General features: G+C 62.1%; 12 protein-coding genes and 1 pseudogene. 6 read left to right on the forward strand and 7 right to left on the reverse strand.

Features of this window, described 5'->3' with window-relative positions; all coding sequences use genetic code 11:
• Nucleotides 1-214 precede the first annotated feature (214 nt).
• Nucleotides 215-541: a DUF1244 domain-containing protein gene (locus J2W68_RS09875; protein ID WP_310235215.1), complete on the reverse strand. Its 327-nt coding sequence runs from the start codon at nt 539-541 to the stop codon at nt 215-217.
• A 227-nt stretch (nt 542-768) separates the two neighbouring features.
• Here J2W68_RS09875 and folD point away from each other — a divergent pair, with 227 nt between their 5' ends.
• From folD to guaA (J2W68_RS09905), 6 genes and pseudogenes are all read left to right on the forward strand, one after another.
• Nucleotides 769-1,644 carry a bifunctional methylenetetrahydrofolate dehydrogenase/methenyltetrahydrofolate cyclohydrolase FolD gene (gene folD / locus J2W68_RS09880; RefSeq protein WP_310235217.1) on the forward strand — a complete coding sequence of 292 codons (876 nt, stop codon included), beginning with the start codon at nt 769-771 and terminating at the stop codon, nt 1,642-1,644.
• A gap of 117 nt (nt 1,645-1,761) precedes the next feature.
• Nucleotides 1,762-3,219 carry an IMP dehydrogenase gene (gene guaB / locus J2W68_RS09885; RefSeq protein ID WP_310235218.1) on the forward strand — a complete coding sequence of 486 codons (1,458 nt, stop codon included), beginning with the start codon at nt 1,762-1,764 and terminating at the stop codon, nt 3,217-3,219.
• A gap of 36 nt (nt 3,220-3,255) precedes the next feature.
• Complete coding sequence (locus J2W68_RS09890; protein ID WP_310235220.1) at nt 3,256-3,909, forward strand: hypothetical protein; 654 nt, start codon at nt 3,256-3,258, stop codon at nt 3,907-3,909.
• Nucleotides 3,906-5,486 (forward strand): glutamine-hydrolyzing GMP synthase, encoded by a 1,581-nt coding sequence (guaA, locus tag J2W68_RS09895; RefSeq protein ID WP_310235222.1) that lies wholly within the window; start codon nt 3,906-3,908, stop codon nt 5,484-5,486. Before J2W68_RS09890 ends, guaA (J2W68_RS09895) begins: the two co-directional genes overlap by 4 nt.
• 563 nt (nt 5,487-6,049) lie before the next feature.
• Nucleotides 6,050-7,663 carry a Fic family protein gene (locus J2W68_RS09900; RefSeq protein ID WP_310235225.1) on the forward strand — a complete coding sequence of 538 codons (1,614 nt, stop codon included), beginning with the start codon at nt 6,050-6,052 and terminating at the stop codon, nt 7,661-7,663.
• Nucleotides 7,664-7,864: 201 nt separating this feature from the next.
• Nucleotides 7,865-8,563, forward strand: a pseudogene (guaA, locus tag J2W68_RS09905) (glutamine-hydrolyzing GMP synthase); the annotation flags it as partial.
• Nucleotides 8,564-8,629: 66 nt separating this feature from the next.
• Here the strand turns inward: guaA (J2W68_RS09905) and J2W68_RS09910 are convergent.
• The 6 genes from J2W68_RS09910 to J2W68_RS09935 form a co-directional block, all read right to left on the reverse strand.
• The gene (locus J2W68_RS09910; RefSeq protein WP_310235227.1) at nt 8,630-9,148 is read right to left on the reverse strand and encodes a hypothetical protein; all 519 of its coding nucleotides are present in this window, start codon (nt 9,146-9,148) and stop codon (nt 8,630-8,632) included.
• A gap of 4 nt (nt 9,149-9,152) precedes the next feature.
• Complete coding sequence (locus J2W68_RS09915; RefSeq protein ID WP_310235231.1) at nt 9,153-9,656, reverse strand: GIY-YIG nuclease family protein; 504 nt, start codon at nt 9,654-9,656, stop codon at nt 9,153-9,155.
• Nucleotides 9,657-9,846: 190 nt separating this feature from the next.
• The gene (locus J2W68_RS09920; protein WP_310235233.1) at nt 9,847-11,223 is read right to left on the reverse strand and encodes a hypothetical protein; all 1,377 of its coding nucleotides are present in this window, start codon (nt 11,221-11,223) and stop codon (nt 9,847-9,849) included.
• Between the two features lie 130 nt (nt 11,224-11,353).
• Nucleotides 11,354-13,309, reverse strand: a complete 1,956-nt coding sequence (locus J2W68_RS09925; RefSeq protein ID WP_310235235.1) for a DUF3732 domain-containing protein — start codon at nt 13,307-13,309, stop codon at nt 11,354-11,356.
• Nucleotides 13,306-13,794, reverse strand: coding sequence for a three component ABC system middle component (locus J2W68_RS09930; RefSeq protein WP_310235237.1), 489 nt, complete (start codon nt 13,792-13,794; stop codon nt 13,306-13,308). The genes J2W68_RS09925 and J2W68_RS09930 overlap by 4 nt, the downstream gene beginning before the upstream one ends.
• On the reverse strand, nt 13,791-15,014 hold the full coding sequence (locus tag J2W68_RS09935) for an ABC-three component system protein (protein ID WP_310235240.1): 1,224 nt from the start codon (nt 15,012-15,014) through the stop codon (nt 13,791-13,793). Before J2W68_RS09935 ends, J2W68_RS09930 begins: the two co-directional genes overlap by 4 nt.
• Between the last annotated feature and the right edge of the window lie 70 nt (nt 15,015-15,084).

Below are 15,084 nucleotides of genomic sequence, written 5' to 3' on the forward strand. Positions count from 1 at the left end.
CCGCCAATCGGCAGGCTTTTGTTTTGAAGCCCTCCCCCGCAGGCGGGGGGGTGAGCACGATACGTTTGCGCGGCACTGACGCGTGGATCGGGCGAGCGAGGCCACTCCCAGAACCCGTCATTCCGGCGAAAGCCGGAATCCAGTGCCTTTCAGCGGCAATCCCCAAGTCGCTGGATTCCGGCCTTCGCCGGAATGACGGTATGAGGCCGTCAGATCAGCTCGCGTGCTTCTCCTGCGCCGCCTTGAACGCCGCCAGCTGCTCCGGCGTCGCGTCCTTCTGGTGCTGTGCCTTCCACTGCGCGAATGGCATGCCGTAGACCGCCTCGCGCGCGGCGTCCTTGTCTAGCGCGACGCCCTCTGCCGTCGCCGCATCGCGGTACCAGTCCGCCAGGCAGTTCCGGCAGAAGCCGGCCAGGATCATCAGGTCGATGTTCTGCACGTCCGGGCGTGCTTCGTTGAGATGCGACAGCAGGCGCCGGAATGCGGCGGCTTCGATGCGGGTGCGGGCGTCTTCGGGCAGGGCGGGGGCGGCAAAACCCATGGCGGAACTCCAAGTGCGGGAAGCCCCACAGCATCGGGGCGTCCCGGCGCCCCCGCAAGCGACACCACGCCCCTGTAGGAGCGCGCTTGCGCGCGAATGGCATTCCCGATAGCGCCCCATCGCGCGCAATTGGCATTCCCGACAGCACCGCATCGCGCGCGAGCGCGCTCCTACAAAGGACAGCCGAATCGGCGACAATGGCCGCCCTCACGCCGCACGACCTCCGCATGACCGCCGCTGATCCCACCCCGGCCCGCATCCTCGACGGCAAGCGTATTGCCGACACTTTGCTCGACCAGCTGCGCGTGCGCGTGGATGCGCGCGTCGCGGCCGGCGGCTCGCGCCCGGGGCTGGCGGTCGTGCTGGTGGGGGGCGATCCCGCCTCGCAGTCCTACGTGCGCAACAAGCGCCGGGCGGCGGAGAAGGTGGGCATCCAGGCCTTCGATTTCGATCTGCCCGTCGGCACCAGCGAAGACGAACTGATCGCCCTGATCGACCGCCTCAATGCCGATCCGGCCGTGCACGGCATCCTCGTGCAGCTGCCGCTGCCGGGCATTCCGGATGCGACCCACATCATCCATCGCATCGATCCGCGCAAGGACGTCGACGGGTTCCATCCCGAGAACGTCGGCCGCCTGGCGCTGCGCCAGTTCGGCCTGCGCCCGTGCACGCCGCGTGGCATCACCACGCTGCTGGCCTACACCGATCGCCCGGTGCGCGGCGCCAGCGCGACGATCGTCGGCGTGAGCAATCACGTCGGGCGGCCGATGGCGCTGGAACTGATGATCGCCGGCTGCACGGTGACCACCTGCCATCGCTTCACCCCGCCGGACGTGCTGCGCCGGCACGTGGGCGAGGCCGACATCCTGGTGGTCGCGGTCGGGCGCCCGTCGCTGATTCCGGGCGACTGGGTCAAGCAGGGCGCGGTGGTGATCGATGTCGGCATCAACCGCACTGACGACGGCCGCCTGGTCGGCGATGTGGGCTTTGCCGCCGCCGCGCAGCGCGCCAGCTGGATCACGCCGGTGCCGGGCGGGGTGGGGCCGATGACCGTCGCCACACTGATGCAGAACACGCTGGAAGCTGCCGAAGCCGCGCACTGATCCCGGCCTAGCCGGACCTGGCGACCCACGCACAGGCACGTCGACGAACCGCTGTGTTGCCAGCGTGAACGGGCCAAACGCGCTAGAATGGCGCGCTTCTCCTCCCCGGCGCCCCACATGCTGCGCATCCAGGCCGAAGCACTCACGTACGACGACGTATCGCTCGTCCCAGCCCACTCCTTGATCCTGCCCAAGGATGTCCGGCTCGCCACCCGCCTGACGCGCGACCTGCGCCTGAACCTGCCGATCATCTCCGCGGCGATGGACACCGTCACCGAAGCCCGCCTCGCCATCGCGATGGCCCAGCTCGGCGGCATCGGTATCGTCCACAAGAACCTCAGCGTCGAGCGCCAGGCCGCCGAGGTCTCGAAGGTCAAGAATTTCGAAGCCGGCGTGATCCGCGAGCCCTTCACCGTCGGCCCGGACACCACCATCGCCGAGGTCCTGCGCCTGACCCGCGCGCGCAACATCTCCGGCGTGCCGGTCGTCGATGGCACCAAGCTGGTCGGCATCGTCACCGGGCGCGACCTGCGCTTCGAGACCAAGCTCGACGATCCGGTCCGCAACGTGATGACCAAGCAGGACCGCCTGATCACCGTGCGCGAAGGCGCTAGCGATACCGAAGTGCTGGCGCTGCTGCACAAGCACCGCATCGAGAAGATCCTGGTCGTCAACGACGACTTCGCGCTGCGTGGCCTGATCACGGTCAAGGACATTCAGAAAGCGCACGACAACCCCAACGCCGCCAAGGATGCCGACGAGCAGCTGCTGGTCGGCGCCGCAGTGGGCGTGGGCGGTGATACCGAGCAGCGCGTCGAAGCGCTGGTTGCGGCAGGCGTGGACGTGATCATCGTCGACACCGCGCACGGCCATTCGCAGGGCGTGCTGGACCGCGTGAACTGGGTCAAGAAGACCTACCCGCAGGTGCAGGTGATCGGCGGCAACATCGTCACCGGCGAAGCGGCCAAGGCGCTCGAAGATGCCGGCGCCGACGCGGTGAAAGTGGGCGTCGGCCCGGGCTCGATCTGCACCACGCGCGTCGTCGCGGGCGTGGGCGTGCCGCAGGTCACCGCGATCGACATGGTCGCCGAGGCCCTGCAGGACCGCATCCCGCTGATCGCCGACGGCGGCATCCGCTACTCGGGCGATATCGGCAAGGCGCTCGTCGCCGGCGCATCGACGGTGATGATCGGCGGCCTGTTCGCCGGCACCGAAGAAGCCCCGGGCGAAGTGGAACTGTTCCAGGGCCGCAGCTACAAGAGCTACCGCGGCATGGGCTCGCTGGGCGCGATGGAGCAGGGCTCCAAGGACCGCTACTTCCAGGATTCGTCGGATGCCGACAAGCTCGTCCCCGAAGGCATCGAAGGCCGCGTGCCGTACCGCGGCGCGCTGGGCGGCATCATCCACCAGCTCGCCGGCGGCCTGCGCGCGACCATGGGCTACGTGGGCTGCGCGACGATCGAAGACATGCGCACCCAGCCCAAGTTCGTGAAGATCACCGGCGCCGGCCAGCGCGAGAGTCACGTGCACGACGTCACGATCACCAAGCAGCCGCCGAATTACCAGGCGGGCTGAGGTTCCGTGAGAGCAGCGACGGCAGGGGGCGGCGTCGTGGCCTTGATGCTGCTGGCGGGGTGCCAGCATGACGCGGGGCAGGGACTGGTGTTGCAGGACGATGGCATGCCCAACGTGGATGTGACCGCGGCGACCGACGCCGACGTGGCCACCCCAGCGCGAGCGGGCAACCGCCGCTTCAGTGGCTGCGGTGCCAGCTTCGACATCCCCGGCGATTGGGTGCCCGAGCAGCGCGCCGCAGGTCATTGGCTGCTCGACAGGCGCATGGCGGCGGGCAGGGGCCTGAAAGCCGCCGTGCGATGCCTGCCGGACCAGGTGATTGCACCCGGTACCCAATTCACCGAGATCGACGCAGTCCGCGACGTGCTCGGCTACGGGCCCGACACCCTCTACCTCGGCACGTCGGAATACCGGGGATGGGTGGATGGGTTACCCGAACGTCCCGGGGTGATCGCCTTGCACCAGGCCGAGGATCACGGCCCCGGCCGCATCGAGGTGGCGGTCTGGGAAGACCCGAACAAGCGCTCCCCCGACGACCCGCCCTCGAAGTCACAGGGCCTGATCGAGATCCGCTGGTCCGACGACGACCCGCAGCAGGTCGCGCAATACACAGCACTCCGCACACAAATCACGTCCTCTTTCTCAGCGCCGTTGCCCGAAAGCGGGTACGACCGGACCCGAAGCCCATGACCGACCTGCACAGCGACAAGATCCTCATCCTCGATTTCGGCGCGCAGTACACGCAGCTGATCGCACGCCGCATCCGCGAGCTGGGCGTCTACTGCGAAATCTGGGCCTGGGACCACGATCCGGCCGAGATCGCCGCGTTCGCGCCCAAGGGCATCATCCTGTCGGGCGGTCCGGAATCGACCACCGAACACGGCTCGCCGCGTGCGCCGCAAGAAGTGTTCGACGCCGGCTTGCCGCTGCTGGGCATCTGCTACGGCATGCAGACGATGGCCAAGCAGCTGGGCGGCGAGACCGAAGCCGCCGACGCGCGCGAATACGGCCACGCCGAAGTCGCCATCGTCGCCAAGGACAGCTTGTTCGAAGGCCTGAGCGATCACGCAGGCAGCCAGCGTCTCGACGTGTGGATGAGCCACGGCGACCACGTCAGCGCGGCGCCGCCGGAGTTCACCGTCACCGCCAGCACCGAGCGCGTGCCGGTGGCCGCGTTCGCGAATGAGGACAAGCGCTGGTACGGCGTGCAGTTCCATCCCGAAGTCACCCACACCAAGCAGGGCCTCGCGCTGCTGCGTCGCTTCGTCGTCGACATCTGCGGCTGCGCCACGCTGTGGACCGCGGCCAACATCATCGACGACCAGATCGCCCGCGTGCGCGAGCAGGTGGGCAGCGATGAAGTGATCCTCGGCCTGTCGGGCGGCGTGGATTCGTCGGTCGTCGCCGCGCTGCTGCACAAGGCGATCGGTGAGCAGCTGACCTGCGTGTTCGTCGACACCGGCCTGCTGCGGCTGGGCGAGGGCGACCAGGTAATGACGACCTTCGCCGATGCCTCCAGTTCGCATGGCCTGGGCGTGCGCGTGATCCGCGTCGACGCGCGCGACCGCTACTTCAGCGCGCTCGCAGGCGTGAGCGATCCGGAAGCCAAGCGCAAGATCATCGGCAACCTGTTCGTCGAGATCTTCGACGAAGAGTCCAACAAGCTCAGCAACGCCAAGTGGCTGGCGCAGGGCACCATTTATCCCGACGTCATCGAGTCGGCCGGCAGCAAGACCGGCAAGGCGCACGTCATCAAGAGTCACCACAACGTCGGCGGCCTGCCCGAGCACATGAAGATGGGCCTGGTCGAACCGCTGCGCGAGCTGTTCAAGGACGAAGTGCGCAGGCTCGGCGTCGAACTCGGCCTGCCGCGCGAGATGGTCTACCGCCACCCGTTCCCGGGCCCGGGCCTGGGCGTGCGCATCCTCGGCGAGGTCAAGGCCGAGTACGCCGAAATCCTGGCCAAGGCCGACCACATCTTCATCGAAGAACTGCGCCGCGCCGACCTCTACGACAAGACCAGCCAGGCCTTCGCCGTATTCCTGCCGGTCAAGTCCGTCGGCGTCGTCGGCGACGCCCGCGCGTATGAGTGGGTGATCTCGCTGCGTGCCGTCGAGACCATCGACTTCATGACTGCCCACTGGGCGCACCTGCCGTACGACTTCCTCGGCCGCGTCTCGAACCGGATCATCAACGAAGTCCGCGGCGTCTCACGTGTGGTGTACGACATCAGTGGGAAGCCGCCGGCGACGATTGAGTGGGAGTGACGGAGCGTCTTTCGGGGGCTATCGCTGTTGTCTTCCTGTTGGCTCAGCTTGAGCGCGACCTGCTTTGTTTAGTGCCAGGGAAGGTCTGAATAACTGCCGTCATCCTCGCGAAGGCGGGGATCCAGTGACTTCAAGCCTTTGAAAACCAAAGACGCTGGACTCCCGCCTTCGCGGGAATGACGGCCAAAAGCGGAATTGTTCAGACCTTCCTGGCGGCGCAGCAGGTCGATTGCGATTCGGATAACGACCGGGAGAGGCGAGTGGGGCGGCAAGCGCCGGGTTCGGTTTTCCTGTGGTCGGACTGTCGCGCCGCACCTGCAGCCATGTGGTAGTCCGCTCGGTGATCCGGGCGCCCGGCATGGCATTAGGTTCGCCCGCAAGCTTCCTGTAGCGGCCGGCTCGAAGGCGCATACGGCGCTAAGATTGCTGTATGTTAATCAAAACCATGCAATTTTATTAAACCTTAATCGATCCTATCCGCCCGTAATCGGAATGATGCACGAGCGCGCGGTCGCCACCATCGGCGCTCGCGCCCGGTAAAGCCGGTGCCCAGGAGGCATGCCATGAACGATCTGCCTGCCGATCCGATCGGTGCCGCGTGGCTCGCCCGGCGCTTCGATGTGCTGCCCGTCGGACGGATGCCGGTGCTCAGCCAGATAGGCGGGCGACGGGCAACGGCGGTCGAGGACGGCTTCCGTCTGGAAACCCACCAGGAGGCGATGCGGCCGTCTTCGGAGCCGGCCGCGCACCTGCAGTTTCATCTTCGCCACGAGGTCCCGCATCTGGAGTTCCTGGCCCGGCTGTTTGCGCGCAGCGGGCCGGTCTTCGTCCAGGCTTGGGTGGACACAGAGCCCACCGGTCAGTACGCCCGGCGGGCGGCGTTCCTGTACGAATGGCTGACCGGCGATGCCTTGCAGGTGCCGGCGCGGCTCGGCGGCAACTACGTCGATGCGATCGACGACGCCAAGCTGGTCGCCGCCTCGCCTGCCCAGGTGGACAAGGTCCAGCGCTGGCGGGTCAACGACAATTTGCCGGGCACCCGGTGGTTCTGCCCGACGGTGGTCAAGACCGACGCCGTGCTCCGCGCCGCGGAGCTGGACGTGCGCGCACTGTTTGGTGCGCTGGCGAGCGAGTTCGGCGAAGACCTGCTGATGCGCGCGGCGGCCTGGATGACGCTGCGAGAGAGCCGGGCCAGTTTCGCGATCGAGGGCGAGGCAGACCAGGACAGCCGCGTCCAGCGCTTTGCCGACGTGATGGCCCGGCGCACCGGCCAAGACGGGCCCCCGCTCACCAATGAGACGCTCGCCGAGCTGCAGCGCGAGATCCTCGGCGACAGGACCACGCTCGTACATTTCGGCGTCCGCCAGTCGCCCGTCTTCGTCGGCGAGCGGGTGCGCTACGAGGAAGTCGTGCACTACGTGGCGCCGATGCCGGCGGACGTGGCGCCGATGCTGGAGGGCCTGCGCATCTTCCTGCACAGAACGCAGGGGCAGTCGCCGGTGATGCGCAGTGCCGTGGCGGCGTTCGGTTTCGTCTACATCCATCCGCTGGCCGACGGCAATGGCCGAGTGCACCGCTTCCTCGTCAACGACACGCTGCGCCGCGACGGGGTGGTGCCGGACCCGGTGATCCTGCCGGTGTCGGCCGTCATCACCGACGACGCCGGCGAGCGGCGCAGCTACGACCGCGTCCTGGACCGGGTTTCGCGGCCGTTGATGGAGACGGTACGGGAGCTTGTGGCGTTCGAGGCCACGTTGACCACCTATCCGGATGGCGTGGCGTCGAATTTCGCGTTCAACGGCGCCGAAGTGGCAGGGCCGGTCTGGCGCTATCCCGACCTTGGGCCGCACGTGGTCTATCTGTCGGACGTCATCGGCCGCACGCTCACCGAGCAGATGCGCGAGGAATCGCGCTACCTGCGAAGCCATGCGCGCGCGCGCGCCGGGCTGAAGGAGGTCGTGGAGATGCCCGACCATCAGGCCGACCGCGTGCTGCGCTCCATCGAGCAGAATCGCGGGGTCCTGAGCAACGTCCTGGCCAACGAAATGCCGGTGTTGAAAACGCCCGGAGTGTGGGACGGGATCGTCGAGGCGGTGACGCTGGCGTTCAGCGATGGCGAGCCGGCCGATGCGGCGGTGGTGGAGCGCTACCGGCCGGAGCGGACGGCGGGCCGCTAGGGCAACGCTGACCAAGTCCGTGACTGCTCGTCATTCCCGCGGCTTTCAACGGACGCATGTCCGGTCAGGCGGGGCTTTCAACAGCCGAACGGCTGGTCATCCAAGGACTTTGATTTCAATGGGTTGAACGTCTATGGACTCACGCTTTCGCGGGAGATGACGACATCTTCAGTGTTGCCCTGGATGTTTAAACCCAGCGACTTCAGCGCGCTAGCGGGCGTGAGCGACCCGGAAGCCAAGCGCAAGATCATCGGCAACCTGTTCGTCGAGATCTTCGACGAAGAATCGAACAAGCTCATCAACGCCAAGTGGCTGGCCCAGGGCACCATCTACCCCGACGTCATCGAGTCGGCCGGCAGCAAGACCGGCAAGGCCCACGTCATCAAGAGCCACCACAACGTCGGCGGCCTGCCCGAGCACATGAAGATGGGCCTGGTCGAACCGCTGCGCGAGCTGTTCAAGGACGAAGTGCGCAGGCTCGGCGTCGAACTCGGCCTGCCGCGCGAGATGGTCTACCGCCACCCGTTCCCGGGCCCGGGCCTGGGCGTGCGCATCCTCGGCGAGGTCAAGGCCGAATACGCCGACATCCTGGCCAAGGCCGACCACATCTTCTTCATCGAAGAACTGCGCCGCGCCGACCTCTACGACAAGACCAGCCAGGCCTTCGCCGTGTTCCTGCCGGTCAAGTCCGTCGGCGTCGTCGGCGACGCGCGCGCCTACGAGTGGGTGATCTCGCTGCGCGCCGTGGAGACCATCGACTTCATGACCGCCCACTGGGCACACCTGCCGTACGACTTCCTCGGCCGTGTCTCGAACCGGATCATCAACGAAGTCCGCGGCGTCTCGCGCGTGGTGTACGACATCAGCGGGAAGCCGCCGGCGACGATTGAGTGGGAGTGACATCCTTCGGGGGCTTCTGCAACTAGTCAGAACAGAATGGCGGATGCTGTAACTCTGGATAGCTCGTTACCCAATCTGCCCGTGTCGGTCGAGAATTCGCATCAAGATACGGTTCGCATTCGTGAAATTTTCTACCTGGTCGCGCAGACCATAAGCCCATTTCGCACCGTGGAAGAGGTTGTTGCGTAGTCGCCAGACGATCATTAAAAGGGCCAGAATCCGGTCTCGAGGGGTGTCATTAGTGCCCTCGACAACCGCCTGCACGAGATCGGGATGGTCTGAGGGGCGCAGGTGGAGATGAGGGAAGTGATACGTCAATCTGCCATCCGTGTAGTAACGATTCCGAAAGTAATCAAGCTCCACGTCGTAAAGACCAGCATCAAGCGTACCTTCCTTCGCCCATAGATCTACTCGTTCCCGAATACGTGCGGGATGGGCAAAATTGGCCATGATCTGTGCCTCGAAAAGACTCCAGAGAAAGGTGAATTCAAATATGGCTTGGCGATCTGGATCAGGAAGATTCGAAAACGCTGGCGCGCGCGCCTCGAGCCACTGCATGCTTGCGCTCTGTTCTTTTTCATTCATGGGCTTAATTGTCCAGTTCTTTTCCGCGTGGATCGACATCCGAAAAGTCGCTTAAGGCGTCGCAGTTGAGGCAGTGATACATCTGAGATGCTTCCTGAAAATGCATGCCGCATAGACAGCCGCAGAACGGACAACATTCATCGATCTCAAGGTCGCCCCATTCCCATACGCCGAGATACTCTGGCACCGCATCGCGGTCATAGCCGACGATCTGGAAAGCGTCAGCGTTCTTTGCAACGAAGCCATCGCTGCCAGCGCGCATGAGAATGGACAGAATGTCTGCCGGCTCGATGGCGAACCACTCCCCCCGCACTTTGGTCGCTTCAAAATGCTGGTGGAGGCGCCGCTCAAGCTCAAACGAGTTGTGCGCCTCTATCCAGCCAAGCAGCCGCAACTCCAGAGGATTGCCAGTCTGAAGGTTGCGCTTTCGCACTTCTATATTCTTCGCAACCCCAATCTTGATAGGAGAGCATTGGTTCTCATGCTCGCCAATGAAGTAGACCGGCACGATGTTCTCCTATCGATTTCAGCGAAGCGGGTCGAGTAACACGTCGACGATTTCTTGGCTTGATTGCGCAACGAATTCGAGTGGGCGGCCGGTTAGATGGTTTGGTCGTCCTGGACGCCACTGACTTGCGAGGCGGCGGCCGGCTACGGCTTTTGAATTACGCCTCACGCACCGCTCGGATCCTCAGGATTTAAGTCGTGCGCACATGAGTGATCGATGCCAGCACCGAGTTCGCCCAGATAGTGTCGCATTCGATATCGCCATCGCGCTCGAACCAGTGGGTGGCGCCCGGAATAAGGTCGAAGGCGATCGGGTGAGCGGCCAGGGGATTGTGATAAACCTCCAGTTCTTGACACCACGCCTCACCCCACGGCCAGAGTGCCTCATATTCAGCGCTCTCGACCGACATCTCGAATGGGATCGGCTCCAACGCGCCGGGGGTTCGATCGAAAAGGATGCCGTTCCGAATCATCGTCATTCCTGCCGGCCGCCAGCCGGCGAGGAAACCCATGCGGTTGAACTTCGCAAGTGTCGCCGCGTTGCTGAAGATGACCGCGGAAAGATGAGAAAAATCCGGGTCACGAAAAAGTCCGGCCCGGATGGCGTGCTTGCCCGTTAAGTTTGTGATCGGCGTGCCTACCGCTCGGCGCTGACCCTCGTTCTCCTCAACATCTGCTCGCATACCGTAGAGGTAAGTAGGCAGTGCTTCGCGGCTCCAAACCATCGAGCCTGATTCATGGAAATCAGCGATCGCGATGGCGAACGAGCGCCCCTTAACATGGTCGAGTTCCTGATAGTTACGTTGAAGCTTGCTCCGAAGCGTCTTGGCGAACCGTTCGGCGGGGCCGCCCGTTAGTCGCTCTATACGATCTTCCGGTGCATGTACCCAGTCGCCAATTCCGCCTTTGTGCGGATCTTCGGAGTTCGCGGTCACGGCCTCGATCCAGCACTCTTTCCCGTCCTTCTCGATCCAAAAATCTGGCGAGACATGGTCTTGTCGCACGATGAGGCCTTGTTCGCGAAAACAGGCGAGAAGGTAAAGCTCGAACAGTCTTGAAGCGAAGTTTCCACTCTGAAGATCTGTTACAAAATTTGCATCGGGATTTGGAAGCGCTAGATAGCACTCGCCAATCGCCATGAGCGCTGGCAAATGACTTGTCGTGCTCGTCAGTAGATCAAAATCCGGGCTTGCCTCGCGCTGGCCAGCTTTTAGCAAGGGTCGCCGGCGCCGATCACCTGGAGGAAGTGGTTCGGGCGGTCCACCGCTCCCCATATTGATGCTGAGCTGGTCGAGTGCAGCCTCTGGAGTGGGATAAGTGCCGCTCTCACCTACTTTGACCCAACAGTGATCAATGCGTCGTCGGAGAGCTACGCTGCTGAAGGTTCTCCGCTCTGGGTTTAAAAGAATGCAGCCGCTAGCGCTTCCGCGTACCGTCTGATAGCTCGAGAAGATATGGGCCGGATGGAAGTTGGGTCCACGTTCTAGCGACAGAGCATACAACTCGAACTGCCGATTGGAGATCGGCATGATCAATTCTTTCCCATCGCCGGAAAATCGCAGTTCCAAGTCAACCTTTCCTTTCCGTAGCGATCCAGGTGCAAACAGATCTATGAACTCCTTCAAGCACGCTATGGAGAAAATGTTTCAGCAATGTCGGTATTTTCGAGAAGGCGCCTTAACACACCGATTCCTTAAATCAGTTCGGTGCCTCTGAAGGCCATTCCTCAGGAACCAGCGCTGGCGGCTTGGTCCACGGCACCTCGACGAGCGAATCTTGGAACCATTGTTCACGCAGGTTCGCATGCTCAGTGACGATTATCTGAAAACCTGGCACATCCTCCTGAGTGAACTTCAGCAACAATTCGAACAGCCGCCGCACCGCATCAAGGTCGGCGTCGTCTTCCGTCTTCTGTACCGAGCCATCAACGTCCCTGTAAACCTGCTCGGAAGGGAAGTAGACCTGGGTTGGCTGGTCGATTAGCAGGAAGCGTGGAATCGGGCGGTTGTTCTGCGCCGCGAACCGATGTAAAGCGAGTAATGCTGAAAGATGGTAGGCCAAATGGTTCTCGCCGCCGCCGGTCCGGCCCATTGGCACAGGGCGTTCCGGGCGATCGAAGGTGATCGTCAACTGCGGCAGGTTGAGCCGTGCTGGGTAAGGACCGAATTCGGCGTTGAACTTCTGGATGTATCGAGACACCTGTGCGGAGATGTTGTTGAGGATCGAAGTCAGGCGTTCATTGCTGTCGTCGGCGCCGACCTGCTCCTCAAGCTGCTTTACTTTGTTGCTGAGGCGACGATTATCTGCTTCCAGCTTGGCTAGTTCCTCATTCGGGAGGAGGGTTTCCAAAAACAGGCTGATTCGGCCGACGACCCTAGCGGCCGCGTTGTTGCGGGTGCCCATCTGGGCAATGACTTCGTTGGCCGAGATCGCCGCGGACAGCTCCGATTCTTTCTTTTTGATATCGCCCGCGATGCTGTCGGCCTTTCCAGTTAGTTCGGCGAGGTATGCTTCGAGCTTGGGGCGCTGGCCTGTCGCAATTCGCAATTCTTTCTCAAGTGATTTCAATTCATTAAGCAGAACTACGGCAACTGGCGACTCTAGTGCAAGATTTCGTTCACTGAACGGCCATTGCCATTCTCCGCTGTCGGGGTTCTTCGGAAGGGCCTTGATTGAGGTTAGACGATCTATCTGTTCGGCGGCCTCGTTTTCGTAGCCGCCTGCACGATTAGCGAACTGTCGTGCCGCGTCAATCCGAGTCTGCGTATCACGGCGATCCTGACGCAGTTGGGCGAGCTCGTCTTCCAAAGCCGAAACTCGGCTACCGTCATCCTCTGGCACCGTTTCGGGCTTCCATGACAACGCCAACCTCAATTCGCCGATGATCCCGTCAGCATTGGGGTTCAAGTCGGTGTTGCCGATGATCCCGACCGCCTTCGCTTCCGAGTAGAGCCCTATGGCTTGTTCAAGCGACGTGTCGACGGCGTCGCGCGCCTGCTCCACCTTCTTGTTACCGATCCTCAAATCACGCTGCGCTATGCGCAGCTTGGATTCCAGCTCGTAACGATCGTGGGACGAGACGCCTAGCAGTATTGGCAGCGTGTCGCGGATCGCCTGCGGTTGGAACTGTTCATTCTGGCGATAAAAAAGTTGATCCTTGTTGGCGACCAGTCCCTGCTTCTGGAACAGGTAGTACAACGTGTGCTTGACGTTGGCGTCGTAGCTATCTCGGCTGTTCTCAATCGCTACATCGGTGCGATTCTCAGGAATGCCGAGCAGCCTAGACAGCAATTCAACGATGCCGTCGTCGTCGGTGTTGATCACCAGATCCTTGAACTCCGGCACCAGCACTTCGGTGCCCCTTCGCAGCATTGCGGTGCTGCAACTGGCGCCGCCGCGGGGAGGGGTCGGCTTGGCAACCAAAACCTGCTCTTTCTCGAACTGATAAATCACGGCGAACCAGGCCACCTTGTCGCGGATGATGCCTTCGGGGACGTTGAACGACGAACGTCCCATGCAGTATTCGATTACCTCGGAGAGAGCTGATTTGCCGGTGGAGGAGCGGCCGGTGATGACGTTGAGTCCGTCTACCTTAAACCGGAGGTCACGGCGCTGGCCGTCATGGCTATAGATATGGATGGATCTGATCTTCATGGACGAATCCCGAAAGTTGTGTAAACAGTGGATCGGTCGGCGATGCGTGCAAATTCCTTTCCGACGATCCTCGCCACTTTTTGGCAAGAAACGGTTTCGGTGGTTCCATCGACGGTCTTTCGCACCTTTTTAGCAACGGTCTGGATGCGTCCGTCATCGGCGACGGCAATGCACCCCCTCTCCATCAGCAAGCCGAACCCCTCGAATGCATACGGCAGCATCTGCGTGACCCGATCTGTAAAGCCCACCATGAGTTGCTGATTCTTCTCCGCGGTCTTGAGCAGGTAGCTACGTGGGCTGCCTAAGATCACATCGCGTGAATCCTTATGCAGGCAGAGGGGCAGCACGAGCAGCGACAGCGAGAATGGCATCCCGCGAGCGTCCTCTTCCTCGTAGCCGTGCAGGGCGCGGAATAGGATCAACCCGCAGAATGCAGGGTTAAACAGTGCCCGAATTTCAAAGGGGCGCTGATCCCACCGCTTCACGAGGCCACCCCCAGCACTTGACCAAGCCGATCGAGGAATCTGGGATGCCAATAGACCTTGGGCTGGGGCGTGGCGTCCGCCAGGATGTGGAAGCTACCGCGAAGGACATAGGGTTCTGTCACTCGTGCGCGAATGCGTAGGGATTCAATCTTCCCAGTCTCAAATTCCGCCCAGTTATAGAGAGTCGAGCCGGCTTCGAGCAGTGCTTCTTCCGCGCTATCGTCCTTCAACTTCTCGAAAGCGACGTCCTTGTAGCGGCCCCATTCATCGGCAAGTCGATCTTCGTAGTCCTCGACCTCTCCCAGCACCAGCAGATTCTCTCGCGCCCAAGCTGATCGCTGCTCAAACGCTCGGTAATAATCCAAGATCGCGCTTCTGATCCGATTTGATGAGATGCCGATCTCGCGCAGCTGGACGACGAACATGCGTGGATCGGTAGCAGTGTCGACCTCATGGGTGGGCGCCTTTCCACGGAATGTAATAGGTAGGCTGTCTGCCTTGTATTCCTCTGCGAAGTTTGAGAGTTTGTCCGAGACTTCATAGCCGAAGATTCCCTGCGATCTAGCGCCAGTCAATTGCTTGATCACAGCATCGGTCCACCAGCCCTCCAGCCGCTCAAGTACGAATTCCCGATGTTCGCGCCGGATGCTTCGCATGTACTTTTCCCTGATGAGCGCCGGGATGTCGCCGATTCGCGGGCTGCTATCACAGATAAGAATTCGCTCTAGAAAATCCTGCTTCTCAGAATCGCTCAGTTCGTTGAATGCGTCGGCGATTGGCGCGATGAGTTTTGATTCTGATTTGACGAGCACGGACCCGGCTAATTCGGTCAACGTTATAGCATCGTCAGAGGCAATCGGCTGCCCTGAGAGGAGACGGGCCAGAAACGAAGTTGTCGATACTGTGCCGGTCGTGAACAAGAAGAACCGTAGGTTAGACGCAGCGTGGCCATCCCGCTTATAGCGTGCCAGCCATATATTCACAGACTTCCAGAAATCCGTCGAAAGGTCGGTTAACTTGTCACCAACAGCCTTGTGCTTAAGTGAGGCTAGGGACTTGCCACCGCCGCTGTCGATAAAGTCAATGTCATCGTCCTTTTCTAGGAAGATGGCAGTATCTTCCGGCAATTGAAGCAGGTGTAGAAGCGCGAGGCGCGCTTGGTAGATGTATCCAATCCCCTGTTCGCCGGCTGAAAACTTGTCGGTAGTTGCCTCCGTCATGCCAAATTCCTTCGTCTGCTACTGGAGCTGGTAAAAGTTGCAGTGGCCGAAACTTTCTAGAAACCCATGA

Source organism: Luteimonas terrae (assembly GCF_031457535.1).
Taxonomy (GTDB): domain Bacteria; phylum Pseudomonadota; class Gammaproteobacteria; order Xanthomonadales; family Xanthomonadaceae; genus Luteimonas; species Luteimonas terrae_A.